The 22,191-nt window shown below is 70.0% G+C and carries 24 protein-coding genes; 11 read left to right on the top strand and 13 right to left on the bottom strand.

The features are described 5' to 3' along the window. Nucleotides 1-239: 239 nt before the first annotated feature. Nucleotides 240-719 carry a GtrA family protein gene (locus tag ACWDBE_RS32855; RefSeq protein WP_449788288.1) on the top strand — a complete coding sequence of 160 codons (480 nt, stop codon included), beginning with the start codon at nt 240-242 and terminating at the stop codon, nt 717-719. A gap of 44 nt (nt 720-763) precedes the next feature. Here the strand turns inward: ACWDBE_RS32855 and ACWDBE_RS32850 are convergent, their stop codons facing one another. Beyond that, nucleotides 764-2,008 (bottom strand): ATP-binding protein, encoded by a 1,245-nt coding sequence (locus ACWDBE_RS32850; protein WP_449788287.1) that lies wholly within the window; start codon nt 2,006-2,008, stop codon nt 764-766. A 69-nt stretch (nt 2,009-2,077) separates the two neighbouring features. Continuing rightward, entirely contained in the window at nt 2,078-2,752 is a 675-nt protein-coding gene (locus ACWDBE_RS32845) for a response regulator transcription factor (protein ID WP_392867016.1), read from the bottom strand. Nucleotides 2,753-3,081: 329 nt separating this feature from the next. On the opposite strand from ACWDBE_RS32845, the gene ACWDBE_RS32840 reads away from it, so the two are divergent. Beyond that, nucleotides 3,082-4,605 (top strand): peptide MFS transporter, encoded by a 1,524-nt coding sequence (locus tag ACWDBE_RS32840; protein ID WP_449788286.1) that lies wholly within the window; start codon nt 3,082-3,084, stop codon nt 4,603-4,605. A gap of 239 nt (nt 4,606-4,844) precedes the next feature. Then, on the top strand, nt 4,845-6,872 hold the full coding sequence (locus ACWDBE_RS32835; RefSeq protein WP_449809727.1) for a prolyl oligopeptidase family serine peptidase: 2,028 nt from the start codon (nt 4,845-4,847) through the stop codon (nt 6,870-6,872). A 286-nt stretch (nt 6,873-7,158) separates the two neighbouring features. On the opposite strand, the gene ACWDBE_RS32830 is transcribed toward ACWDBE_RS32835, so the two are convergent. After that, nucleotides 7,159-7,683, bottom strand: a complete 525-nt coding sequence (locus tag ACWDBE_RS32830) for a DUF6879 family protein (RefSeq protein ID WP_449788284.1) — start codon at nt 7,681-7,683, stop codon at nt 7,159-7,161. A gap of 760 nt (nt 7,684-8,443) precedes the next feature. Here ACWDBE_RS32830 and ACWDBE_RS32825 point away from each other — a divergent pair. Then, nucleotides 8,444-9,115: a pentapeptide repeat-containing protein gene (locus tag ACWDBE_RS32825; RefSeq protein WP_449788282.1), complete on the top strand. Its 672-nt coding sequence runs from the start codon at nt 8,444-8,446 to the stop codon at nt 9,113-9,115. On the opposite strand, the gene ACWDBE_RS32820 is transcribed toward ACWDBE_RS32825, so the two are convergent. Both ACWDBE_RS32820 and ACWDBE_RS32815 read right to left on the bottom strand, forming a co-directional pair. Next, nucleotides 9,112-9,978: an aKG-HExxH-type peptide beta-hydroxylase gene (locus ACWDBE_RS32820; RefSeq protein ID WP_449788281.1), complete on the bottom strand. Its 867-nt coding sequence runs from the start codon at nt 9,976-9,978 to the stop codon at nt 9,112-9,114. The genes ACWDBE_RS32825 and ACWDBE_RS32820 overlap by 4 nt on opposite strands. 99 nt (nt 9,979-10,077) lie before the next feature. Then, a complete protein-coding gene (locus ACWDBE_RS32815; RefSeq protein WP_449788280.1) occupies nt 10,078-10,224 on the bottom strand; it encodes a hypothetical protein in 147 nt (48 codons plus the stop codon). A 366-nt stretch (nt 10,225-10,590) separates the two neighbouring features. On the opposite strand from ACWDBE_RS32815, the gene ACWDBE_RS32810 reads away from it, so the two are divergent. From ACWDBE_RS32810 to ACWDBE_RS32800, 3 genes are read left to right on the top strand one after another with little or no spacing between them, the layout of a single operon-like run. Next, a complete protein-coding gene (locus ACWDBE_RS32810) occupies nt 10,591-10,845 on the top strand; it encodes a hypothetical protein (RefSeq protein WP_449788279.1) in 255 nt (84 codons plus the stop codon). Next, nucleotides 10,817-11,332 (top strand): DUF6879 family protein, encoded by a 516-nt coding sequence (locus ACWDBE_RS32805; RefSeq protein WP_449788278.1) that lies wholly within the window; start codon nt 10,817-10,819, stop codon nt 11,330-11,332. Before ACWDBE_RS32810 ends, ACWDBE_RS32805 begins: the two co-directional genes overlap by 29 nt. 14 nt (nt 11,333-11,346) lie before the next feature. Next, the gene (locus ACWDBE_RS32800; RefSeq protein WP_449788277.1) at nt 11,347-12,195 is read left to right on the top strand and encodes a helix-turn-helix domain-containing protein; all 849 of its coding nucleotides are present in this window, start codon (nt 11,347-11,349) and stop codon (nt 12,193-12,195) included. Between the two features lie 195 nt (nt 12,196-12,390). On the opposite strand, the gene ACWDBE_RS32795 is transcribed toward ACWDBE_RS32800, so the two are convergent. Then, nucleotides 12,391-12,609, bottom strand: coding sequence for a hypothetical protein (locus ACWDBE_RS32795; RefSeq protein ID WP_449809726.1), 219 nt, complete (start codon nt 12,607-12,609; stop codon nt 12,391-12,393). A 32-nt stretch (nt 12,610-12,641) separates the two neighbouring features. After that, a complete protein-coding gene (locus ACWDBE_RS32790; RefSeq protein WP_449788276.1) occupies nt 12,642-13,007 on the bottom strand; it encodes an ATP-binding protein in 366 nt (121 codons plus the stop codon). Between the two features lie 171 nt (nt 13,008-13,178). Here ACWDBE_RS32790 and ACWDBE_RS32785 point away from each other — a divergent pair, with 171 nt between their 5' ends. From ACWDBE_RS32785 to ACWDBE_RS32775, 3 genes are all read left to right on the top strand, one after another. Further along, a complete protein-coding gene (locus ACWDBE_RS32785) occupies nt 13,179-14,156 on the top strand; it encodes a helix-turn-helix domain-containing protein (protein ID WP_449788275.1) in 978 nt (325 codons plus the stop codon). Further along, a complete protein-coding gene (locus tag ACWDBE_RS32780; RefSeq protein WP_449788274.1) occupies nt 14,149-14,349 on the top strand; it encodes a DUF397 domain-containing protein in 201 nt (66 codons plus the stop codon). The genes ACWDBE_RS32785 and ACWDBE_RS32780 overlap by 8 nt, the downstream gene beginning before the upstream one ends. A 62-nt stretch (nt 14,350-14,411) precedes the next feature. Next, nucleotides 14,412-14,612 carry a DUF397 domain-containing protein gene (locus tag ACWDBE_RS32775; protein ID WP_449788273.1) on the top strand — a complete coding sequence of 67 codons (201 nt, stop codon included), beginning with the start codon at nt 14,412-14,414 and terminating at the stop codon, nt 14,610-14,612. 61 nt (nt 14,613-14,673) lie between these two features. Here ACWDBE_RS32775 and hutI read toward each other — a convergent pair whose 3' ends face one another. Genes hutI through hutU form a run of 4 tightly spaced genes read right to left on the bottom strand, consistent with a single transcriptional unit; the run spans nt 14,674 to nt 20,093 of the window. Next, a complete protein-coding gene (gene hutI, locus ACWDBE_RS32770; protein ID WP_449788272.1) occupies nt 14,674-15,840 on the bottom strand; it encodes an imidazolonepropionase in 1,167 nt (388 codons plus the stop codon). Nucleotides 15,841-15,874: 34 nt separating this feature from the next. After that, nucleotides 15,875-17,227, bottom strand: coding sequence for a formimidoylglutamate deiminase (locus ACWDBE_RS32765; RefSeq protein WP_449788309.1), 1,353 nt, complete (start codon nt 17,225-17,227; stop codon nt 15,875-15,877). Further along, nucleotides 17,224-18,405: an allantoate amidohydrolase gene (locus ACWDBE_RS32760; protein ID WP_449788308.1), complete on the bottom strand. Its 1,182-nt coding sequence runs from the start codon at nt 18,403-18,405 to the stop codon at nt 17,224-17,226. The genes ACWDBE_RS32765 and ACWDBE_RS32760 overlap by 4 nt, the downstream gene beginning before the upstream one ends. Before the next feature lie 17 nt (nt 18,406-18,422). Further along, a complete protein-coding gene (gene hutU / locus ACWDBE_RS32755; protein WP_449809725.1) occupies nt 18,423-20,093 on the bottom strand; it encodes a urocanate hydratase in 1,671 nt (556 codons plus the stop codon). Nucleotides 20,094-20,274: 181 nt separating this feature from the next. On the opposite strand from hutU, the gene ACWDBE_RS32750 reads away from it, so the two are divergent. Further along, nucleotides 20,275-20,847, top strand: a complete 573-nt coding sequence (locus ACWDBE_RS32750; protein ID WP_449788271.1) for a Uma2 family endonuclease — start codon at nt 20,275-20,277, stop codon at nt 20,845-20,847. 1 nt (nt 20,848) lies between these two features. On the opposite strand, the gene ACWDBE_RS32745 is transcribed toward ACWDBE_RS32750, so the two are convergent. Continuing rightward, entirely contained in the window at nt 20,849-21,169 is a 321-nt protein-coding gene (locus ACWDBE_RS32745) for a hypothetical protein (protein WP_449788270.1), read from the bottom strand. 62 nt (nt 21,170-21,231) lie between these two features. Next, a complete protein-coding gene (locus tag ACWDBE_RS32740) occupies nt 21,232-22,101 on the bottom strand; it encodes a MurR/RpiR family transcriptional regulator (protein ID WP_449788269.1) in 870 nt (289 codons plus the stop codon). Nucleotides 22,102-22,191: the final 90 nt, after the last annotated feature.

Here is a 22,191-nt window from a genome sequence, read left to right as displayed (position 1 = left end):
GTAGATGTCAACCCCCACCCCGGACGGCTGAGCCGTTCGATGGAAGCGGGTAGCCTGAACGGCCAGGTCCTCGTCCGCGCGGTCGGATCATGTGCGTGCACGCAGGGCTCAAGGGGTGTCCCCGGCCCAGTGGGACACCGCTTTTCCCCGCAGGTACATGGAGGCCACCCGGTATGGCGACGACCGCAGCTTCGAACCCCTCGCTCATGCAGAAACTGCGTGGGCTCAGGGGTGAGGTGGTGAAGTTCGCCATAGTCGGCGTGACCGGCGTGATCGTCAACGCCGGGGTCTTCTGGGTCTGCCTCAAGACGACCGGTCCGATCAACTCCTTCTCGGGCTACATCGCCACCAGCGTGGCGATCGGCACCAACTACCTCGGCTACCGCTACTGGCTCTACCGCGACCGGGACGCGGCCTCGCGCAAGCGCGAGATCACCCTCTTCCTGATCTTCAGCGGCATCGGCATGCTGATCGAGAACGGCATCAACGCCTTCTCCGTGCACGTGCTCGGCTACCACTCGCCCACCAGCCAGCTGATCGCCAAGAACGTGATCGGTCTGATCGCCGGCACCACCTTCCGGTTCTTCTCCTACCGGACGTGGGTCTTCAAGGCACTGCCGGAGACCGAGCAGGAGGTCACCGCCGACGGCCGGGAGCTGGCCGCCCAGGCCGAGCTGATGCTGGCCACCGAGCGGATCCGCTACGCCCAGGCCGAGTAGCCGCCCCTCCCCTCCCCGCCGGCCCTCGTGGCCAGCCCTCGTCGTCAGTCCTCGTGGCTGCGCCCGAGGAAGAGCGCGAACACCGGCGGCTTCAGCGAGAGCAGTTCGAGCCGCCCGCCGTCCGCCTCCGCGAGGTCGCGGGCGACGGCCAGCCCGATGCCGGTGGAGTTGCGCCCGCTGACCGCGCGTTCGAACACCCGGTTGCCGAGGTCCGGCGGCACTCCCGCGCCCTGGTCCTGGACCTCGACCACCACCGAGGTGCCGGACGGCCGTACCCGCAGGGTGATCGTCCCGGCGCCGTGCATCAGCGAGTTCTCGATCAGGGTGGCCAGCACCTGGGCCACCGTCCCCGGGGTGCCGACCGCGGTGACCCCGTGCAGCCCCTCCAGGGAGAGCACCCGGCTCTGTTCCCGCAGCGTGGGGCCCCACTCCTCCACCTGCTGCTTGATCACCTCGTCGAGGTCGAAGGCGACCGCGGTGGGGCTGCGCGGGTCGCGCTGGGTGGTGAGCAGCCGCTGGACCACGTCGGTGAGCCGCTCGACCTGCTGGAGGGCGATGGTCGCCTCCTCCTTGACCGTCTCCGGCTCCTCGGCGAGGGCGGTGATCTCCTCCAGCCGCATGGAGAGCGCGGTGAGCGGGGTGCGCAGCTGGTGCGAGGCGTCGGCGGCGAGCCGGCGCTCGGCGGTGAGCATCCGGGCGATCCGCTCGGCGCTGGTGTCCAGCACCTCGGCGACCCGGTCGAGTTCGGGCACCCCGTAGCGGCGGTCGCGCGGGCGCGGGTCGCCGGAGCCGAGCCGCTCGGCGGTCTCGGCGAGGTCGGTGAGCGGCCGGGCGAGCCGCTTGGCCTGCCAGACGGCGAGCGCCACCGCGGCCTGGACGGCCAGCAGGGCGACCACGCCGAGCAGCAACAGGTTGTTGGCGATCTCGTGGTCGACGTCCTCGCGGGACTGCTCGACGGTGACGGTCTCGCCGCTGTTGCCGCGCTCGACGGCCTTCAGCAGGTGGTTCCCGGCCGGGCGCTCGCCCGCGGAGACCACCGGCTGACCGGGCACCTGCACCTCGACGTAGCTGCCCTCGGTGACCTGGCTCTCGAAGGCCCGCCCGGTGACCGGCTCCCCCGCGGCGAGCCGGCTCTCGACCAGGGCGAGCACCCGGACGGCGGCCGCGTCCACCCGGTCCTGGGCCGAGTTGACGATGGTCCGCTTCTCGACCAGGGCGATCGGCACGCAGAACACCACGACCACCACCAGGACGACGCCCAGCAGCGAGTTGATCATCCGGCGTTTCACGCTGCCGCTCCCCGATGTGTTCCGCTGCCGCGGGCCGAGGGCCCGCCTGGGGCCCGATGCCGTCAGGCGCTAATTCTTCTCGAACCGGAACCCGACTCCGCGCACGGTGGCGATGTAGCGCGGGTTGGCCGCGTCGTCGCCGAGCTTCTTGCGGAGCCAGGAGATGTGCATGTCCAGGGTCTTGGTGGAGGTCCACCAGGTGGTGTCCCAGACCTGCCGCATGATCTCCTCGCGGGTGACCACCCGGCCGGCGTCCCGGACCAGGACCCGCAGGAGCTCGAACTCCTTGGCGGAGAGGGTGAGTTCCTCGTCGCCGAGCCAGGCTCGGTGGGACTCGATGTCGATCTTCACCCCGTGCGCGCCGGTGGTGAGCTGGTCGACGTTGCCGCGGCGGAGCAGGGCCCGGACGCGGGCGAGCAGTTCAGCCAGGCGGAAGGGCTTGGTGACGTAGTCGTCGGCGCCGGCGTCCAGGCCGACCACGGTGTCCACCTCGTCGGCGCGGGCGGTGAGCACCAGGACGGGGCAGCTCTTGCCGTCGGCGCGCAGGCGACGGCAGACCTCCAGGCCGTCCATCTCGGGCAGGCCGAGGTCCAGGACGACGAGGTCGACCTCCTCGGTGAGGCCGGCGGACAGTGCGGTCGGACCGTCCTCGCGGACGAGCACCTCATAGCCCTCGCGTCGCAGGGCCCGGGCGAGCGGTTCGGAGATCGCCGGATCGTCCTCGGCGAGCAGCACACAGGTCATGTGGTGATGGTAGTCCGCCCGGGTATGGCCGTACGCCTTGTGAGGTAGTTCACAGAGCGTGATCGTTATACAAGTCCTTGATCGCGCCCAACACGCCAGGGTGGACCGGCCGTTCAGCGAAGAATCCTCGCCTGCATCTTGAATCCGAAGGAAGACACGCCCATCTACCATCGATAGATCGGGAAGATCCGTTGCCAACATGGCCATTCCCACATCTGATTCAAGGCTTTTGTCATCTGATAAAGCCAAATGTCGCCACGTAGAGTGGTTTCGTCCACGTCCGCCGCCACCCCCCTAGGCGGACGCTGTCAGGCAAGGAACAACTACTCATGGCGTCGAAGACCCTGGACGCCGACAAGACGTCGGCATCTCCCAGCGGCAAGACCTTCCTCGGTCACCCCCGAGGTCTCGCCACCCTGTTCATGACCGAGATGTGGGAGCGCTTCTCCTACTACGGCATGCGCGCCCTGCTGATCTACTACCTGGTCTCCGGTGGCGCCGACGCCGCCGTGGGCAGCCAGGGCGGCGGCCTCGCCATGACGGCGACGACGGCGACGGCGATCTACTCCGTCTACGTCTCGATGGTCTACCTCATGGCCTACCCCGGCGGCTGGTTCGGTGACCGGGTCTGGGGCGCCCGCAAGACGGTCGCCATCGCCGGGTTCGTGATCATGTCCGGCCACATCGCGCTGGCGATCCCCGGCCAGGCCGCGTTCTTCCTCGGCCTGCTCATGGTCGCGCTCGGCTCCGGGCTGCTGAAGGCCAACATCTCCACGATGGTCGGCCAGCTCTACAACGGCCCCGAGGACCCGCGCCGCGACGGTGGCTTCACGGTCTTCTACATGAGCATCAACCTCGGTGCCTTCGTCGCCCCGTTCGTCATCGGGACGATCGGCAAGGAGTACAACTGGCACCTGGGCTTCGGGCTGGCCGCCGTCGGCATGGCCGTCGGCCTGGTGCAGTTCCTGCTGGGCAGCCGCCACCTGAGCCCCACGAGCAGCAAGGTCCCCAACCCGCTGCAGCCCGCGGAGCGCAACAGCCTGCTGGTGAAGGCCGGCCTCACGGTCGTCGGCGCGGCCGTGTTCTACGCCGCCATCGTCGCGATGGGCGTCTACACGCTGAACTGGGCCCTCGTCCCGCTGACCCTGGCCGGTCTGCTCATCCCGATCACCGTGCTGATCCGGATCAAGCGCGACAAGAGCCTGAGCGCCGGCGAGCAGTCCAAGATGTCCGCCTACATCTGGTTCTTCGCCGCGGCCGCCATCTTCTGGATGATCTACGACCAGGGCGGTTCGACCCTCTCCCTGTTCGCGGACAAGAAGACCGCGGACAACCTGTTCGGCTTCGGCTTCTCGGCCACCTGGTACCAGTCGCTGAACCCGCTGTTCGTGATGGCGCTCGCGCCGGTGTTCGCCTGGCTGTGGCTGTGGCTCTCCCGCCGCGACAAGGAGCCGAACACGATCGTGAAGTTCTCGATCGGCCTGCTCCTGGTCGGCGCCTCGTTCTTCATCTTCATCGTCCCGATGACCATGGCGGACAACGGCACCATGGTCTCGCCGCTGTGGCTCGTCTCGATCTACCTGATCCAGACCATCGGCGAGCTGTGCCTCTCCCCGGTCGGCCTCTCGGTCACCACCAAGATGGCGCCGCAGAAGTACGCCTCCCAGATGATGGGCGTCTGGTTCCTCGCCGTCACCGCCGGTGACTGCACCACCAGCCTGCTCTCGCTGGCCGGCATCAGCCTCGACGGCACCGGCATCATCGCGATGCAGGCGTCGCTCGCGGTCCTCGCCGGACTCGCCATCTTCGGGTACCGCAAGCGGGTCCAGGCCCTCATGGGCGACGTGCACTGACCGACCCGCCTCCGGCTCACGACTCCGGGGCCGCCGTGGATTCCTGAGATCCGCGGCGGCCCCGGTCGTCATTTCCGGCCCGGCCGCCCGGCCGCCCGGGCGTCGGGTGCTCGGGCATCGGGTGCTCGGACGTCGGACGCTCGGACGTCGGGGGCTCGGGCGTCGGACACTCGGGCGTCGGGGGGCTCGGACATCGGACGCTCGACAGGGCCCCGGCGGCCGTGCCTATGGTGCCCGGCATGACGACCCCCTCCTTACCCCGTCAGCTGGCCCGCACCCGGCGGTTCACCCTCGGCGTCCCCGTCCAGCCGGAGCCCTCGCCGGACGGCACCACCGTGCTCTTCCTGCGCGGCCGGACCGGCACCGACCCGCTCGCCTGCCTCTGGGCCCTGGACACCGCCACCGGCGCGGAACGGCTGGTCGCCGACCCGGCCGCCCTCGGCGCCGACGAGGGCATCGCCGCGTACAGCACCGACGCCGCCGGGACGCTCGCCGCCTTCGCCCTGGCCGGCGCCCTGTGGCTGGCCGACACCGCCGACGGCACCGTCCGCACCGTCCCCGTCCCCGGCCCGCCGCGGGACCCCAGGCTCGACCCGACCGGCCGCCGGATCGCCTACGTCCTCGGCGGCGCCCTGCGGGTCGTCGGCGCCGACGGCACGGACGACCGCCCGCTCGCCGAACCCGAGGCCGAGGACGTCGCCTACGGGCTCGCCGAGTACGTCGCCGCCGCGGAGATGTACCGCGACCGCGGCCACTGGTGGTCCCCCGACGGCACCGCGCTGCTGGCCACCCGGGTCGACGACCGCCCGCTCACCCGCCTCTTCCTCGCCGACCCCTCCGACCCGCACCACCCACCGCTCGCCGTCCGCTACCCGCTGGCCGGCACCGCCAACGCCGAGGTCTCGCTGCGGCTGCTCGGCCTCGACGGCACGGACACCGAGGTCCACTGGGACCGCGCCGCCTTCGAGTACCTCACCGCCGCCGGCTGGGACGCCCACGGCCCGTACGCCGCCGTCCAGAGCCGCGACCAGCGCACCGTCCGCACCCTGGCGATCGGACCGGACGGCGCCACCCGGGTGCTGGACGAACGGCGGGACACGCACTGGATCGAACTGCTCCCCGGCCTGCCGGCCCGCACCGCGGGCGGCGCCCTGGTGGACACCGCCGACCTGGGCGACACCCGGCACCTGACCGTCGACGGCGAGCCGGTCACCCCGCCCGGGCTCCAGTTGCGCGCCGTACTCGGCACGGACGGCGAGCAGGTGCTGTTCACCGCCTCCGACGAGCCCACCGAGACCCACCTGTGGACGTACGGTCCCGACGCCGGCCCCCGGCGGCTGAGCAGCGGCCCCGGCCTGCACACCGGGGTGCGGCGCGGCGGCACGCTGGTGCTCACCACCCGCTCCCCGGGCCACCCCGGCGGCCGCTCCACCGTCCTGCGCGAGGGCCGCCCGGCGCTCCCGCTCGCCTCCCGCGCCGAGCCGCCGGTCCGCACCGCGGCACCCGAACTGCTCCGGCTCGGCCCGCGCGAACTGCGCGCCGCGCTCTTCCTGCCCGCCGGCCACCGCCCCGGCGACGGCCCGCTGCCCGTCCTGCTCGACCCGTACGGCGGGCCCGCCCTGCAGAAGGTCACCACCGGCGGACTCTGGTGGGACCAGGTCTCCCAGTGGTTCGCCGACCAGGGCTTCGCGGTGCTGGTCGTGGACGGCCGCGGCACCCCCGGACGCGGGCCGCGCTGGGAGAAGGCCGTCTACGGGGACAAGGCCACGCTCCCGCTGGCGGACCAGATCGACGGCCTGCGGGCGGCCGACCGGCTGCGGCCCGGACTGCTCGACCTCGGCCGGGTCGGCATCCGCGGCTGGTCCTACGGCGGCTACCTCGCGGCCCTCGCGGTGCTGCGCCGCCCGGACGTCTTTCACGCCGCCAGCGCCGGGGCCGCCCCCACCGACTGGCGGTTCTACGACACCCACTGGCAGGAGCGCTTCCTCGGCCACCCCGACGAGCACCCCGAGCACTACGACAGCGGCTCGCTGATCGCCGAGGCACCGAAGCTCAGCCGCCCACTGCTGCTGATCCAGGGGCTCGCCGACGACAACGTCCACCCGGCCCACACCCTGCGGCTGTCCGCCGCCCTGCTCGCCGCCGGCCGCCCGCACGAGGTCCTCCCGCTGCGCGCCACCGGCCACCGGCCGACGGACGAGGCGGTGGTGGAGAACCTGCTGTGGCACGAACTGCACTTCCTGCGGCGGTCGTTGGGCATGGCATGATCCGGTCGCCGCGCAGAAGCACCTGAACGCGCAGGAAGTCGGCCCAGCCGACTTCCTGCGCCAGGCAACCGGGCCGACCTGTCCGTGGCCAGGGCCTTCAGCAACGGGCACCTCGCGAACGGTCACGCACGACTCGCCGTCGTCGTCCACTCATCGGGATCGGACCCCGAGTAGGCCGGTGAGCGGAAGGTGCGACGGAAAGCCTCGGGACCGTGCCGCTGGTCGAGCCAGCTCGAAAGACCGAACAAATCGCCGCTGATCATCGCCGCGATGATGAGCCCGGGGTCTATTGCCACCCGTGTTCTTTCACGTAGTCCATGAACGGCACGGACTCGGCCACGGCGATCCGCCGCCATTCCCGGTACTTCTCGACCTCACCCTCGACAAGCACGCGGTTGATCTGCGTCCCGTTGGGCTCGTAGTTCATCAGGACCACAGTTGAGTCATCGAAGGCCCAGAAGTCCTGGTCCGGAAGGCCTGGGTTCGACCTGTCGGTCAGGTCGAGAATGCGGATGTCCTCGCCGGCCTTGGCATGCGGCGCGTAGTACATGAACTCGTACCGCAGATAGTCGCTCAGCGGCCGGGTAACGATGTGCACACGCTGAACCGTGCGACCGGCTGCGGCATGCGCCCTGAGCCTGTCAGTCCAGCCGGACGTGTAGGTATCGGGGTCGATCCGATACCCGTTCAGGAATTCCTCGATCTCTTCGGCCTCTCCCGCGACCTTGTACGCGGGCAGGGTCTCAAGCCGGAACGCCGACCGCGAGAAGCCGTGTAGAACCCTCTGCCAGTCCTCACCATCCAAGAGCACGGATGGCCTCCTTTACGACGTGCTCGGGCAGTTCCACGGCGCCTTCGTGTGCCGGTACCGCCAGCTCTGCGTACGGGTCCCCCTGGAAGACGAGAGTGCCCCGGTCCGTGAGGTAGACGTTCGGGCAGTCTCCGTCCTTGCAGTCGCCGGCGCCGGCGCCGGTGAGCCGCTGGTGAGCCATGGCCAACCCCCTTCAGCTCGGCCTCGGTTGGACCGCCTGGGCGAAACCGTAGGGAAGGGGCACGTGGCCTGTCCACACGGTTCGGGCACTATTCCCGTCCTGGACTAATGATCACGGCCTCGCAGAGCAACTCGGCCCACCTTGCGGCCAGGGCTGAGGAACCGGGCGGGCGTCCCCGGCGGCTCCTTGCGGGGAGTAAGGAGCCGCCGATTAGTGGGGACCACGCTCACTTCAGGCCTACGTGAGGAGGTATGGCGGGCTGCCTGCGCAGGAAGTCGGGCAGGCCGACTTCCTGCTCCCGTGAGCGCCGTCTCTCCTGCATGCAGACCTTCGGAGGGGCGACCCGCAGCGCTCTTCGCCGTAACTGCCACTGGGGGCTCACCGCTCCACTTCGCCCCGTCGAGCCGGCTTGGCTCGACGGGGCGAAGCGACGGAACGATGCGTGGTCTTTGGGTTTTCGGAAGCCCAAATAGCCACAGGACTTCAACGCGCCTGTAGTTTCAACTGCCTTTTTTGATAAGCTAGTTGAGTGCTAGCGTTCGCTTCCTCCGCCCCAACGAATGCTGTGAGGTGCACTTCATGAATCAGGCAATGCCTCGCCTGAAGAACCCCCTGGCTCCGCGATTTCAGGTGGCGCTGCGACCTGCCGAATTGCCCGGCCACGACCTTGGGGACGACGCCACGATCAGGGGTCGGCGCTACAGCGGGCTGAGCCTCGTCGGCCGAGCGGGCGAAGCGGTCGAAGTCGAGCAATGCGCCTTTGAGAACGTCCGATTCACCGGGATGCACCTGGTCCGGTCGGTGCTTGCTCACATCACCTTCGAGACCTGTGACTTCGCCACGGTGCGAACGCAGGACGTATCCATCCTTCGCAGCACGGTGACCGGCTGCCGGCTCACCGGGTCGTCCTGGAGCAACGGCAACTTCCGCGATGTGCTTGTCGAGGGAACCCGGACGGACAGCACGCTGTTCCGCTACGCGAAGTTCAAGACGGTGGTCTTCAGGGACTGCAATCTCTCCCGTGCTGACTTCCAGTTCGCCGAACTCCGCGACATCCGGTTTGAGAAGTGCGACCTCACCGGAGCACAGTTCGCCAACGTCGCCATTCAGTCCGGTGTCAGCTTCGACAACTGCACACTGGTCGACGTCGGAGGCGCCGCACACCTCAAGGGCGCCACTGTGCGAGGCCCAGGATCCATGGAGCTGGCCCTGAGTCTCGCCAGGGAGGCCGGCATCCTGTTCGAGCCCTAAGCGGCGACAGGCAGCTCGTAGTGCGCGAACTCCTGGCCCGAGATCGACCGGATGACTAGGTCGAAGTCGATCGTCTCGGCGAAGGCCGCGAGCTCGCGCACCATCCCCTGGCCGTACGGCGTGAACAGGTCCAGTTTGCCGAGCAGGCCGTCCGTGCACTCGCGGATCGAGTGACGGAACTTGTCCACCAACTCGGTCTCACCCCTCAGGTGCTGCATGAGCATGAGGGGCGGCGCCACCACCGCGCTGTGGAACGCCTTGTCGAGCGGGCGCATCTGCCCGAACTTCACCGCGGACACGACCCGGTGCTCGTCGGCCTCCAGTTCCTTGGCCGGCCTCGTGTAGAGGCGGTACACCATGTCCGCCAGGAAGACGTTCAGGTGCACGGTTTCGTGTACCAGGGACTCGGCGTAGTCGTGGGGCCGCCACTCGTCCCCGGGGCTCATGCTGACCAGGCCCGGAAGCGTCGAACCGGTGCCGCCGCCCTTGTTGGTCGAGCTGAACATCACGACGTCGGTGACCACCAGATCCACGAGCGCCCCGAGGTCAGGGACGAGGCCCCTGGTGTCCAGGAGCGCTGAGGAGAGATCGCGCTTCCACCGCTCCCTCAGGTCGGCCGAAGTGCTCTCCAAGCCCTCGAAGATGTTCTCGAAGGTCCTATTCTCGATCAGGTAGCTACCCCACTCGCTGTCCTCGAAGGACAGCGTGATGCCCTCGCCCTCGACCGGCAGAGGGCGGAGGGCGGAGACAACGCTCCGGTATGCAGCCGGTAGGGCCACTGCGGTCGGCGGGGGCTGCTCGTTGACCGCGCTCACGAGTCGGCCGATCGTCTCACGGGCGTGGTGGATGTTGAGGAATCGCATGGACGTACACTCCTTTGCTGGAATGCTTGGGAACCACGCGCCCGGCCCCAATTGAGGTGGGACCGGGCGCGCGAATACTTCAGACGCTCAGACCGACCGTCAGTTGGTCCAGCCGCCCATCATCGAGGTGTTGTCCTCGCCCAGGAACGCCCGGACGTTGCCCCGGATGGCGTCCGCGGCGCTCTCGTCGAGCGTCACGACCTCGGTCGCCTCGGTGCTCTCGGCGTCGCTGGTGATCACGGACATTGCGATCTCCCTTCACTGGATGGATGGAGCAACCTCCCCGGGAGGGGAGGAACTTGTGGAGGTCGGTGACCCGCATCAGCTGCGTGAGCGGGTGGGCCGTCGGACGGGGCGAACTGGCACTCGACAGGGCGGGCTTCACGTCGCATTCAATGAGCATGCAAGCCGTGATCCGATGGACTCGCCGTAGGTCCCCCCGCCACCTGCTCACCGATACTGGCGAGGCTACGGAGGATGAGGCATCCATCTCTACGAACTTGCATGAGCTTGCACGCCAATTACTCGTCCAAATAGCCATGTTGACTGCACATCCGCTGCTCAGACAAGCTTGTGCAAGCCCGAGCAAGCGCCTAGACCAGGGAGCCGGCCATGGCCGTAGAGTTCGTTGGCATCGACCCCAACACCGATCGGGACCACTGCCCGACCGTGTGGGTGGACCCGGAGGCTCAGGAGATCCTCTTCCAGGGGTGGAACCCGCGCCCCGAGACTCAGGCGGAATGCGAGGGGAGCAGCCCCGCGAACGGATCGGTGCCCGACAATGAGTCCATTGTCAGGCTTCCGGCCCGGATGGTGCCCATGATCAGGGAGGCATGTGATGCCATCGAGCGTGCCCAACTTCGCTGAACTGCTTGAACAGTGCCAGCGATCCGCCGTCCATCTGGAGCTGCGGGACTCATACGCCCCGACGGAGCGGTTCGAGGCATGGCAGCGCGGCGAGCGGATCAACTGGGAGGATCACGAGTCCTGGTGGCATCCCTACGACCAGTTGATCACGGACACCGTGGCTCGGGGTGTGGTCATCCGTCGAGCCCGCATCGTCTCCGAGCCCGTTTCCGAGTACATCCGGTGGGAGCACTACGTCACCCACGCCAATGTCACGGCGGGTGAGGATGTCCGCTGGCTACCACGGCGACGGGCCACGAACATCCCCCTGCCGGGGAACGATTTCTGGCTGTTCGATGGTGCGCTGCTTCGGGTGCACCACTTCTCCGGCGACGGCGCGGTGGTCGAAGACGAGATCACGGAAGACTCGGAAACCGTGAAGCTGTGCGCCACTGCGTTCGAAGCAGTCTGGGAGCGCGCGATCCCGCACCACCTGTACGAAATCTGACGAAAGCCAGCTCCATGTCCGCGCACCCCTCCGAGAGCGTTCAGAAGGCTCGCGAAGCCCTTGCCAGTCGGCTGAGCGAGATTCGGAAGGACGCAGGGATCAGCGGGCGGGAGTTGGCCGTCAGGTGCGGCTGGTCGGAATCGAAGTCATCCCGGATCGAGAACGCCAAGACACCTCCCTCCGACGCCGACATCAGGGCGTGGTGTCAAGGTTGCGACGCCGACGATCAAGTCCTGGACTTGATCGCCGCCAACCGACAGTCCGCCGACGCACATGTGCAGTGGAGGCGACTCCAGCGGAGCGGGCTACGTCGCCTACAGGAGTCCACCGGGGACCTGTACCAGCAGACCAAGATGTTCCGGGCCTATGTCTCCGACGTGATCCCGGGATTCCTTCAGACGCCCAGATACGCCGCCGCCCTGCTGTCGTCCATCGCGGACTTCCGGGGAACCCCGAACGACGTGAGCGATGCCGTAGCCGCCCGCATGAAGCGCAACGCAGTGCTGAGCAATGCCGCTCGACGGTTCTCCTTCGTACTGGAGGAGTCCGTCTTGCGGTACCGCGTGTGCAGCGCGGAGACCATGGCGGCGCAACTCGGCCACCTTCTCGGAGTCATGGATCTTTCCAACGTCGCCGTGGGTATCATCCCATTCGCAGGACAACGGACCGTGTGGCCCATGCCTACGTTCACGATCTTCGATAACGCCAGGGTCCACGCGGACACCCTGGACGCTGCTTCGACACTCACACAGCCCAGCCAGGTCGACCTGTATGCCCGCGCCTTTGACCGGCTCTCGCAGGGGGCAGTGCGGGGCGCAGCGGCGCGTTCGCTGGTAGCGGGTGCCTTGGCCTACCTGGATTGATACTTGGGAACGTCACACAACCGCGCAGGGCGCACGAGCGCCTGCGAGGCCTCGCCCGGGGTGGGCGAGGCCTTCGCGTGGTTCAGCGTTGGTCGTCGCGGTCCTCGGGGCGGGGGATGTCGAGGGTCGCGATGGCGCCGAGGGCGACGGTGGCGATGGCGAGCAGGGCTACGAGGATCGCACCGACGAAGAACCTCACCGGTGCCACTCCTCATCGTCATCGTCCAGGTCGCGGAGCAGGTGGAGGAGGTTGAGCAGAGTGCTCACCGGCGCATTCCCGAAGTCGATCAGGATGCGGCCGTCGATGGTGGTCTCGCCCGGCGAGGCGGACCCCCAGAGGAGCCCGTGCGGCAGGCCGCGCTGGTGCAACTCGCCCAGTAGGGCCATGAGTTGGGGCTTTGTGTAGTCGCGCATCCGGGGGTCCTCCGGCAGGATGGGGCCGCGGGTCACGCGAGGGAGTCCAGCTCATACCAGATGCTCTTGCCGCGCTTCTGCGGGTCGACGCCCCAGCGGTGGGTGAGCCCGGCGACGAGTTGGAGGCCCCGGCCGGACTCGGCGGAGTCGGTGGGGGTTCGCTGCTGAGGGAGGGCGTCGCTCTCGTCGGAGACGGTGACCCGGAGGGTACGGCCGAGGACGGAGAACCAGACGACGGGCGCGGGGGTGTCGCCGTGCCGCCAGGCGTTGACGACGAGCTCCATCAGGGCGAGTTCGGCGTTGAAGATGGTGTCGCCGTCCCAGCCGCCGCTGCGGGTCATGGCGTCCCGCAGGGCCTGGCGGGAGAGGGTGAGCGAGGGGGCATTACGGGTGCACACGGGAACCTCCGTGAGGCTGTGGTGTGGGAAGAGGTGATGACGGTCGTCACCGTGAGCCAGGCCGTGGTGCGACTGCTCTGCGGCGCATGGGCAGCAGGCTCCTACTGCCGTGGATGCAGGCATTACTGACGATCCGTCGGATCGAGCCGTGAACGACGATAACTCAGATTCATGACAAAATTTCCATGGAATCCAAATATTCCCTCGATCGTGGCTGGCAGCTTCAGATGGACCCAGGTCAGGCCAGCGCGGCAGACTGGAACCACCCTCGCCCCGGAAGGAACCATGGCTCGCACGAACCCCACACTTCGTCAGCGCAGGCTGGGAACAGAACTGCGGAGGATGCGAGAGCAGGTCGGCCTCGGCGGCAGCCAGCTCGGCCGAGCGGTCGGCATGAATCCGGCCCAGGTAACGCAGATGGAGGCGGGGAAGATCGGAATCAGCGTGGAGCGGTTGCACACGATTGCCACAACATGCATGTGTTCCAACCAGCCGCTGATCGACGCGCTCGCCGACATCATCACCGAGCGAGGCAAGCCAGGGTGGTGGGAGGAGTACCGAGAAACCCTGGCAACGGACTTCCTCGACATCGCCGAACTGGAGGGCCACGCCCGCCGGCTCTCGGTCTACGGAACCACCTTCGTGCCTGGCCTGCTCCAGACCGGCGCCTACACGGCTGCGTTGTTCGCTCAGGCCTACCCGCCACCGCGGCGTCACGAGGTCGATCTCAAGACGGCCTTCCGCATGCAGCGACAGCGCATCATCCGATCTGGAGCGACGCCGTATTCTGCCTTCATCCACGAGGCAGCCCTGCGCATGCAGTTCAGCGATCCGAAGGTCAACATCGAGCAGATCGACGCACTCATCGCCGACTCGGAGCAGCCCAGCATTTCGGTCCGAGTCGTACCGTTCGCTGCCGGCGCTGTCCCGAGCCCGTGCGAGAACTTCACCTACGCCGATGGGCCGATAACGGACCTGGACGCGGCACAGATGGACACAGGCCATGGTGGCCAGCTCTTCGACAGCCCAGCCCACCTCACAAGGTTCCGCGCCCTCCTTGCCATGATGGACTCCACAGCGCTCTCCGAGGAGAAGTCGCGTGACCTCATGCAGTCGATCAAGGATGAAATGGCAGGCAAGTATGTCTAGCTCCGCGTGGCAGAAGTCCAGCTACTCGGCCTCAAGCGACAACTGCGTCGAGGTGCGTTCCATCGACGGTTTGGTCGAAGTACGCGAGTCCGACGACGCGGACATCGTCGTCCGCACCACCCGCCTCAAGTTCGCCAAGTTCCTCCAAGGCGCCAAGGCAGGCGAGTTCGACCACCTCATCACCAGTCCCTGAGTGAATCGTTCCGGCGGCCTCTCGCTCCCCACAAGAGGCCGCCGGTGGCTAGCCTGACTCTCATGACCAGCTCCGAATGGCAGAAGGCCAGCTTCAGCGAAGCAGCCAACAACTGCGTCGAGGTGCGCGCACGTGAAGGGGTGATCGAGCTCCGCGAGTCCGACGAGGGTGACGTCATCGTCCGCACCACCCGCCTCAAGTTCGCCAAGTTCCTCCAAGGCGCCAAGGCAGGCGAGTTCGACCACCTGATCGCCGACGCCTGAGCGGGAAGCCCCCGCGCCCGCCACCAACGGGGAGCGCGGGGGCCGTCCACACCCCCGAGGGTCAGACCTCCCGGACGCCCGCCCGCCAGACCGCCGCCGTCAGCGGCACGCCCGGGCGGTAGGCCAGGTGGACGTGCGAGGGGGCGTCGAGCAGCAGCAGGTCCGCACGCGCGCCGACCGTGACCGTACCGACGTCCGCGCGCCGCAGGGCCCGGGCCCCGCCCGCAGTCGCCGCCCAGACCGCCTCGTCCGGGGTCATCCCCATCTCCCGTACCGCGACCGCGATGCAGAACGCCATCGAACTCGTGAAACTGGAGCCCGGGTTGCAGTCCGTCGAGAGCGCCACCACCGCGCCCGCGTCCAGCAGCCGGCGCCCGCTCGGGTACTCGGCCCGGGTGGAGAACTCCGCCCCCGGCAGCAGGGTCGCGACCGTCGCCGAGCCGGCCAGCGCCGCCACGTCCTCGTCCGTCAGGTGGGTGCAGTGGTCCGCCGAGGCGGCCCCCAGCTCCACCGCCAGCTGCACGCCGGGCCCGTACGTCAGCTGGTTGGCGTGCACCCTCGGCGTGAGCCCGCGCTCGATCCCCGCCGTCAGCACGGCCCGCGCCTGGTCCCCGTCGAAGGCGCCCTTCTCGCAGAACACGTCCACCCAGCGGGCGTGCGGGGCACAGGCGTCCAGCATCTCGCCGGTGACCAGGTCCACATACCCCGCCGGGTCCTCGGCGTACTCGGGGGCGACCACGTGGGCGCCCAGGTACGTCGTCTCCGGGGTGTGCTTGGCCGCGATCCGCAGCGCCCGCGCCTCGTCCTCGACCGTCAGCCCGTAGCCGGACTTGCACTCGATCGTGGTGGTGCCCTGGCGCACCGCCTCCCGGACGAACCGGGCCAGGTTGGCGTCCAGTTCGGCGTCGCTCGCCGCCCGGGTGGCCGCCACCGTGGTCCGGATGCCGCCCGCCGAATATGCCTGCCCGGACATCCGGGCGTTGAACTCGGCGGTGCGGTCTCCCGCGAACACCAGGTGGGCGTGCGAGTCGACGAAGCCGGGCAGCAGGGCCCGGCCCCCGGCGTCGAAGCGCTCGTCCGCCGCCGGGGCCTGCGCGGCCGGGCCGACCCAGGCGACGGTGCCGCCGTCGACCACCACGGCCGCGTCGGTCAGCAGGCCGAGCGGCCCGGTGCCCTGCTCGGGGTCGTTGGTGACCAGGCTGCCGATTCCGGTGATCAGGGTGCTCAAGACAAGGCCTCTCGGAGGAAGGTGGGGGGAAGGGTCAGCAGCTCAGCGCGCTGATCGAGCGCCGCAGCGCGCCCGGCACGTCGGCCACCAGCTGGTGCACGCCGTCCCGGACGACGTGCCGCCCGCCGACCACCAGGTGCCGGACGTCCGCCGCCGAGGCCGCGAAGACGGCGATCTCCGCGCCCAGCCTCGGCGGCGGCCCCGCCGTACGCACCGTATCCAGCGCGATCACCGTGAAGTCGGCGAGCGCCCCCGCCTCGATCCGCCCGGCCTCCGGCCAGCCCAGCGAGGCGTGCCCGTCCTCGCCGCCGGCCCGCAGCAGGGCGCCGGCCGTCCAGTGGCCGCGGGTGCGGGTGCGCAGCCGCTCGTCCAGCTCCAGCGCCCGGGCCTCCTCGAACGGGTCGATCACCGCGTGACTGTCGCTTCCCAGGGTGATCGGCGAGCCCGCCGAGGCGAGCCGGCGGGCCGGGCCGATGCCGTCCGCGAGGTCCCGCTCCGTGGTGGGGCACATGCAGACCGTGGTGGAGGAGTCGCTGAGCAGCCGGACGTCCTCGTCGGTCAGGTGGGTGGCGTGCACGGCCGAGGTGCGCGGGCCGAGCGCGCCGTGGTCGGCGAGCAGCCGGGTCGGGGTGACGCCGTGCGCGGCCAGGCAGGCGTCGTTCTCGGCGGTCTGCTCGGACAGGTGGACGTGCAGCGGCGCCCCGCGCGTCGCCGCCCAGTGCGCGACGGTGCCCAGCTGCTCGGCCGGGACGGCCCGCACCGAGTGGATGGCGGCGCCGATCCGGGCGTGCTCGCGCGGCTTGAGCGCGTCCGCCCGGGCCGCCCAGGCCTGCGCGTCGCCGTCGCTGAACCGCTGCTGCGGCTTGGTCGGCTCGGCGCCGAAGCCGGAGGAGAGGTAGCAGGTGTCCAGCAGGGTGATCCGGATGCCGGCCCGGGCGGCGGCCTCGATCAGCGCCTCGCCCATCGCGTTCGGATCGGTGTACCGGGCGCCGCCGGGCGCGTGGTGCAGGTAGTGGAACTCGCCGACGGCGGTGATGCCGGCCAGCGCCATCTCGGCGTAGACGGCGGTGGCGAGTTCCAGGTAGCGGTCCGGGTCCAGCGCGCCGGCGAACCGGTACATGGTGTCGCGCCAGGTCCAGAAGGTGCCGGAGCCGACCTGGACGTGCCCGCGCAGCGCCCGGTGGAAGGCGTGCGAGTGGGCGTTGGCCTGGCCGGGCAGGAGCAGCCCGTCGAGCCGGACGGCGCCGGGCGGGCAGGGGCCGCTGTCCGGGGTGACGGCGGCGATCGTCCCGCCGGGGCCGGTGGTGATCAGCACGTCCTGCTCGACCGCAGGCCCGTCGTCGTGCGGCAGCCAGGCGTACTGCGCCCAGTACGTCGTCGTGGTCACTGACACGCCAGGTCCTCCAGTACGTCGGCGAGGGCGGCGACCCCGGCCAGGCAGTCGGCCGGTTCGGCGTGCTCGGCCGGGGAGTGGGAGACGCCGGTGGGATTGCGCACGAACAGCATGGCGGTCGGGATCGCCGAGGCCAGGATGCCGGCGTCGTGTCCCGCGCCGGTGGGCAGCACCGGGGCGTCCAGCAGCTCGGCCAGCCGGTCGCGCAGCGGCCCGTCGAAGTCCACCACCGGGGTGTACGACTCGCGGGTCAGCTCGACCCGGACGCCGTCGCGCCCGCCGCGCTCGGCGGCGGCCTGCTCGATCCCGGCGACCAGCGCGGTGAGGGTGCGCTCGTCGGCCGCCCGGGAGTCCAGCCAGCCGCGCACCAGCGAGGCGATCGCGTTGGTGCCGTTGGGTTCGACGGCGACCTTGCCGAAGGTGGCCAGCGCGCCCGCCTGCTTGGCCTTCTTGCGGGCGGCGAGCACCGTGTTGGCGTAGGTCAGCATCGGGTCGTGGCGGTCCTCGATCCGGGTGGTGCCGGCGTGGTTGGCCTCGCCGTGGAAGTCGAACCGCCAGCGGCCGTGCGGCCAGATCGCGCCGGCCACGCCGACCGGCTGCCCCTCGGCGAGGAAGCGGCCCTGCTCGACGTGGAGTTCGACGAAGGCGCCGATCCGGGCCAGCCGGTCGTCGTCCGCGCCGATCGCGGTCGGGTCGTAGCCGGCCTTCTCCATCGCGTCGGGCAGCCGCAGGCCGTCCGCGTCGCGCAGCTCGTACGCCTGCTCGCGGCCGAGGACGCCGGCGGTCAGCCGGGAGCCGATGCAGGCCACGCCGAACCGGGCGCCCTCCTCGTCGCCGAAGTTGACGATCGCCAGGGGCTTGGTGAACTCGGCGCCGCGGGAGCGCAGTTCGTCCAGCGCGGCGAAGGAGGAGACCACGCCGAGCGGGCCGTCGAAGGCGCCGCCGTCCGGGACGGAGTCCAGGTGCGAGCCGGTGACGACCGCCCCGTGCCCGTTCGGGTCGCCCAGCCAGGCCCACTGGTTGCCGTTGCGGTCCAGCTCGTACGTCAGGCCGCGGCTACGGGCCTGCTGCTCGAACCAGGCGCGGCACTCGGCGTCGGCGGAGTTCCAGGCGAAGCGGCGGTAGCCGCCGGAGGCGGCGGAGCGGCCCACCGGGAGCAGCTCCGCCCACATCTCTTCGAACGACGAGGTCACAGCTCACCCATCGGGACGCGGACCCCACGCTCGGCGGCGACCTCGGTGGCCCGGTCGTACCCGGCGTCCACGTGCCGGATGACGCCCATGCCCGGGTCGTTGGTGAGCACCCGGCGGATCTTCTCCCCGGCGAGAGCCGTGCCGTCGGCGACGGTGACCTGGCCGGCGTGGATCGAGCGGCCGATGCCGACGCCGCCACCGTGGTGGATGGAGACCCAGGAGGCGCCGGAGGCCACGTTGACCATGGCGTTGAGCAGCGGCCAGTCGGCGATCGCGTCGGAGCCGTCCAGCATCGCCTCGGTCTCCCGGTACGGGGAGGCGACCGAGCCGCAGTCCAGGTGGTCGCGGCCGATGACGATCGGGGCGGACAGCTCGCCGGAGGCGACCATGTCGTTGAAGCGCTCGCCGGCCTTGTCGCGCTCGCCGTAGCCGAGCCAGCAGATCCGCGCCGGCAGGCCCTGGAAGTGCACCTTCTCCTGGGCCATCTTGATCCAGCGGGCCAGCGACTCGTTCTCCGGGAAGAGGTCGAGGACGGCCTTGTCGGTCTTGTGGATGTCCTGCGGGTCGCCGGACAGCGCCGCCCAGCGGAACGGGCCCTTGCCCTCGCAGAACAACGGGCGGATGTACGCCGGGACGAAGCCCGGGAAGGCGAAGGCGCGGTCGTAGCCGGCCAGTTGGGCCTCGCCGCGGATCGAGTTGCCGTAGTCGAAGACCTCGGCGCCGCGGTCCAGGAAGCCGACCATCGCCTCGACGTGCCGGGCCATCGACTCGCGCGCCCGCTGGGTGAACTCGGCGGGCTTGGCGGCGGCGTAGTCCGCCATGTCCTCGAAGGCCACGCCGACCGGCAGGTAGCTGAGCGGGTCGTGGGCGCTGGTCTGGTCGGTGACGATGTCGATCGGCGCGTCCATCGCGAGCAGCTGCGGGACCAGCTCGGCGGCGTTGCCCAGCACGCCGATGGAGAGCGGCTGCTTCCTGTCGCGGGCCGCGGTGGCGAGCTCCAGCGCGTGGGAGAGGTCCTTGGCCTCGACGTCCAGGTAGCGGTGCTCGATCCGGCGGGAGATCCGGGACGGGTCGCAGTCGATGCAGATCGCCACGCCGCCGTTCATGGTGACGGCCAGCGGCTGGGCGCCGCCCATCCCGCCGAGGCCGGCGGTGAGGGTGATGGTGCCCTCCAGCGAGCCGTTGTACCGCTTGTTGGCGACGGCGGCGAAGGTCTCGTAGGTGCCCTGGAGGATGCCCTGGGTGCCGATGTAGATCCACGAGCCGGCGGTCATCTGCCCGTACATGGTGAGCCCGAGGCTCTCCAGCCGGCGGAACTCCTCCCAGTTGGCCCAGTCGCCGACCAGGTTGGAGTTGGCGATCAGCACCCGGGGCGCCCACTCGTGGGTCTGCATCACGCCGACCGGGCGGCCGGACTGGACCAGCATGGTCTCGTCCTGCTTCAGCCCCTGCAGCGTCCTCACCATGGCGTCGAAGGACCGCCAGTCCCGCGCCGCCTTGCCCGTGCCGCCGTACACCACCAGCTTGGACGGGTGCTCGGCCACCTCCGGATCGAGGTTGTTCATCAGCATCCGCAGGGCCGCCTCCTGCTGCCACCCCTGCGCCGTCAGCCCCGTCCCACGCGCCGCGCGCACCTCACGCGGCCCGCTCGCCTGCTGCTGCACCATGTCCCGGCCTCCCTGCGGATGGATTCATTCAAGCTCGGTTCGGCTGAATATATCCAAACAATCAATTCCCGACCAGACCCCGGAACAATCCGACCAGCCACGGCACCGGTCGGCTCGGCGAGCTAGCCTGAACCCGGCGGACACCAGCCACTCGGCCCAGCACCAGGGAGCGGAGGACACGATGACGGCCATCACCGTGCGGCCCGGCAGACTCCGGGATGTGGCGGAGGAGATCGAGCGGAGCACGGGACTCCGTGTCCAGATCATCGGAGGAACCCTGGTGATGTCCCCGACACCCCGCGGCAAGCACGCGGGTACCACCAAGCGCCTGTCCCGCCAGCTCGACGCCGGACTCCCCGACAGCCTGGGCGCCTACGAGGTCTCGTCGATCACCATGCCCGACAACGCGGAGGACTATGCGACACCCGGCCTCGTCGTCCTGCCCCGTGGCTGGGAGGACGACGACGAGTGGCTGGCCGACCCGCACGACGTCGAATTGGCCGTGGAGGTCATCTCGACCTCCGAGCGGGTCAGCCTCATCGCCGCCAAGACCAGCTGGTACGCGGTCGCCGGCGTGCCGACCCTCCTCACGGTCGACCCCCGCAAGGGCGCCTGGACGCTCCACACCCGCCCCCGCGACGGCGAGTACCAGGGCGTCCTGCACGGCAAGTACGGCGAGCCCGTCCCGCTGCCCGCGCCACTGCCCGCCGAGCTGGACACCTCCGGCCTTCCGCTGTACGCGCCCCGAGACTGAATCAGGCCGCCGCGCCGCCGTCCCAGTCGATGCCGATCTCGGCGAGCCAGCGGCGGTCGTCGGCGTCCGGGGCGGGTGGGGACGGCGGGCGGGGGATGTTCTGGACGGGGCCGAGGCCGTACTTCTCTGCGGCCGCGGCGGCGCGGGCGTCGGGTTCGATGACGCCGACGTGGACGGCCGACTCGTCGCCCGGGTCGAGGACGGTCAGTTCGGGGTCGGGCAGGCGCCGCAGGGTGACGCGGCGGCCGCAGGTGGGGCAGGACCACTCGTCGGCGCCGGAGGACAGGCGGGCGACGAACTTCATCTCGTGGATCACGCGCATGGGTGACACCCCCTGTAGGAGGGGATGCCCGGGTCCGTGACGGCTACTCCCCCGCCCCGCCACTACTCCAGGAACAGCCCGCGCGCCGCCGCGGACTGCTCGATCGCCTCCAACCTGGCTTCGGCGCCCGGGAGTTCGTCGCACATGGACTGCAGCAGCACCCGGCCGAGCATCATCGGCGCGCACGCGGTGTCGAAGACCAGCCCGGTGCCGACGGCAGCCGGCAGCATCAGGTCGGACAGCTTGGCGACCGGCGCGAAGGCGCTGTCGGCCACGGTGAGCACCGTCAGCCCGCACTCGCGGGCGACCGTCAGCGCGTCCATCAGCTCCCGCGGGTAGCGCGGCAGCGCGAAGCAGAGCAGCGCGTCGGCCCCGGCCGCCCGGGCCTGTTCCAGCCGGTCGGCGAGCATGCTGCCGCCCTCGTCCAGCAGCCGGATGTCCGGGTGCACCTTGGACGCGAAGTAGGCGAAGCCGCGCGCCTGCGCCGAGGCCGCCCGCAGTCCGAGCACCGGCAGCGGGCGGGAGGCGGCGAGCAGCCGGGCGGCCCGGGTGATCGGCTCCGGGTCGGCGAGGAGTTCGGCGAGGTGGCGCAGGTGGGCGATCTCGGCGAGCACGGCCTGCTGGTGCTCGTTGCGCACGGCGTCGTCCGGGCTCTCCGGCGCGCCCTGGTCGCCGCCGCCGAGTTCGCGCAGTTGCTTGCGCAGCGCGGGGTAGCCGTCGTACCCGAGCGCGACCGCGAAGCGGGTGACGGACGGCTGGCTGACGCCCGCGAGTTCGGCGACCTCCACGCTGGACAGGAACGGCGCCTCGGTGGCGTGCCGCACCAGCGAGTGGGCGATCCTGCGCTGGGTCGGCGTCAGCCGGTGCCCTTCGAACAGCTGGAGCAGCCGGGCGGAGGGTCCGACGCTGCCGGTCTCGTCGGTGGCGGTCATCAGCGGTACCTCCGGGTGCGAGCGGTTCGGACGACGACTGTGCAGGAGCGGGCCGCGACTGGCAAAGACGTCTCGTACGGCGGGACGTCC

The sequence above is a fragment of the Kitasatospora sp. NPDC001132 genome (assembly GCF_053598415.1).
This window is presented reverse-complemented; position numbering and strand designations above follow the sequence as displayed.

What these genes read in the sequence shown, in the direction of transcription:
- ACWDBE_RS32845 (WP_392867016.1), bottom strand. Translation starts at nt 2,752, where the DNA reads ATGACCTGTGTGCTGCTCGCCGAGGACGATCCGGCGATCTCCGAACCG.
- ACWDBE_RS32840 (WP_449788286.1), top strand. Translation starts at nt 3,082, where the DNA reads ATGGCGTCGAAGACCCTGGACGCCGACAAGACGTCGGCATCTCCCAGC.
- ACWDBE_RS32835 (WP_449809727.1), top strand. Translation starts at nt 4,845, where the DNA reads ATGACGACCCCCTCCTTACCCCGTCAGCTGGCCCGCACCCGGCGGTTC.
- ACWDBE_RS32825 (WP_449788282.1), top strand. Translation starts at nt 8,444, where the DNA reads ATGAATCAGGCAATGCCTCGCCTGAAGAACCCCCTGGCTCCGCGATTT.
- ACWDBE_RS32820 (WP_449788281.1), bottom strand. Translation starts at nt 9,978, where the DNA reads ATGCGATTCCTCAACATCCACCACGCCCGTGAGACGATCGGCCGACTC.
- ACWDBE_RS32815 (WP_449788280.1), bottom strand. Translation starts at nt 10,224, where the DNA reads ATGTCCGTGATCACCAGCGACGCCGAGAGCACCGAGGCGACCGAGGTC.
- ACWDBE_RS32810 (WP_449788279.1), top strand. Translation starts at nt 10,591, where the DNA reads ATGGCCGTAGAGTTCGTTGGCATCGACCCCAACACCGATCGGGACCAC.
- ACWDBE_RS32805 (WP_449788278.1), top strand. Translation starts at nt 10,817, where the DNA reads ATGCCATCGAGCGTGCCCAACTTCGCTGAACTGCTTGAACAGTGCCAG.
- ACWDBE_RS32800 (WP_449788277.1), top strand. Translation starts at nt 11,347, where the DNA reads ATGTCCGCGCACCCCTCCGAGAGCGTTCAGAAGGCTCGCGAAGCCCTT.
- ACWDBE_RS32795 (WP_449809726.1), bottom strand. Translation starts at nt 12,609, where the DNA reads ATGCGCGACTACACAAAGCCCCAACTCATGGCCCTACTGGGCGAGTTG.
- ACWDBE_RS32785 (WP_449788275.1), top strand. Translation starts at nt 13,179, where the DNA reads ATGACAAAATTTCCATGGAATCCAAATATTCCCTCGATCGTGGCTGGC.
- ACWDBE_RS32780 (WP_449788274.1), top strand. Translation starts at nt 14,149, where the DNA reads ATGTCTAGCTCCGCGTGGCAGAAGTCCAGCTACTCGGCCTCAAGCGAC.
- ACWDBE_RS32775 (WP_449788273.1), top strand. Translation starts at nt 14,412, where the DNA reads ATGACCAGCTCCGAATGGCAGAAGGCCAGCTTCAGCGAAGCAGCCAAC.
- ACWDBE_RS32760 (WP_449788308.1), bottom strand. Translation starts at nt 18,405, where the DNA reads ATGTGGGCGGAGCTGCTCCCGGTGGGCCGCTCCGCCGCCTCCGGCGGC.
- hutU (WP_449809725.1), bottom strand. Translation starts at nt 20,093, where the DNA reads ATGGTGCAGCAGCAGGCGAGCGGGCCGCGTGAGGTGCGCGCGGCGCGT.
- ACWDBE_RS32750 (WP_449788271.1), top strand. Translation starts at nt 20,275, where the DNA reads ATGACGGCCATCACCGTGCGGCCCGGCAGACTCCGGGATGTGGCGGAG.
- ACWDBE_RS32745 (WP_449788270.1), bottom strand. Translation starts at nt 21,169, where the DNA reads ATGCGCGTGATCCACGAGATGAAGTTCGTCGCCCGCCTGTCCTCCGGC.
- ACWDBE_RS32740 (WP_449788269.1), bottom strand. Translation starts at nt 22,101, where the DNA reads ATGACCGCCACCGACGAGACCGGCAGCGTCGGACCCTCCGCCCGGCTG.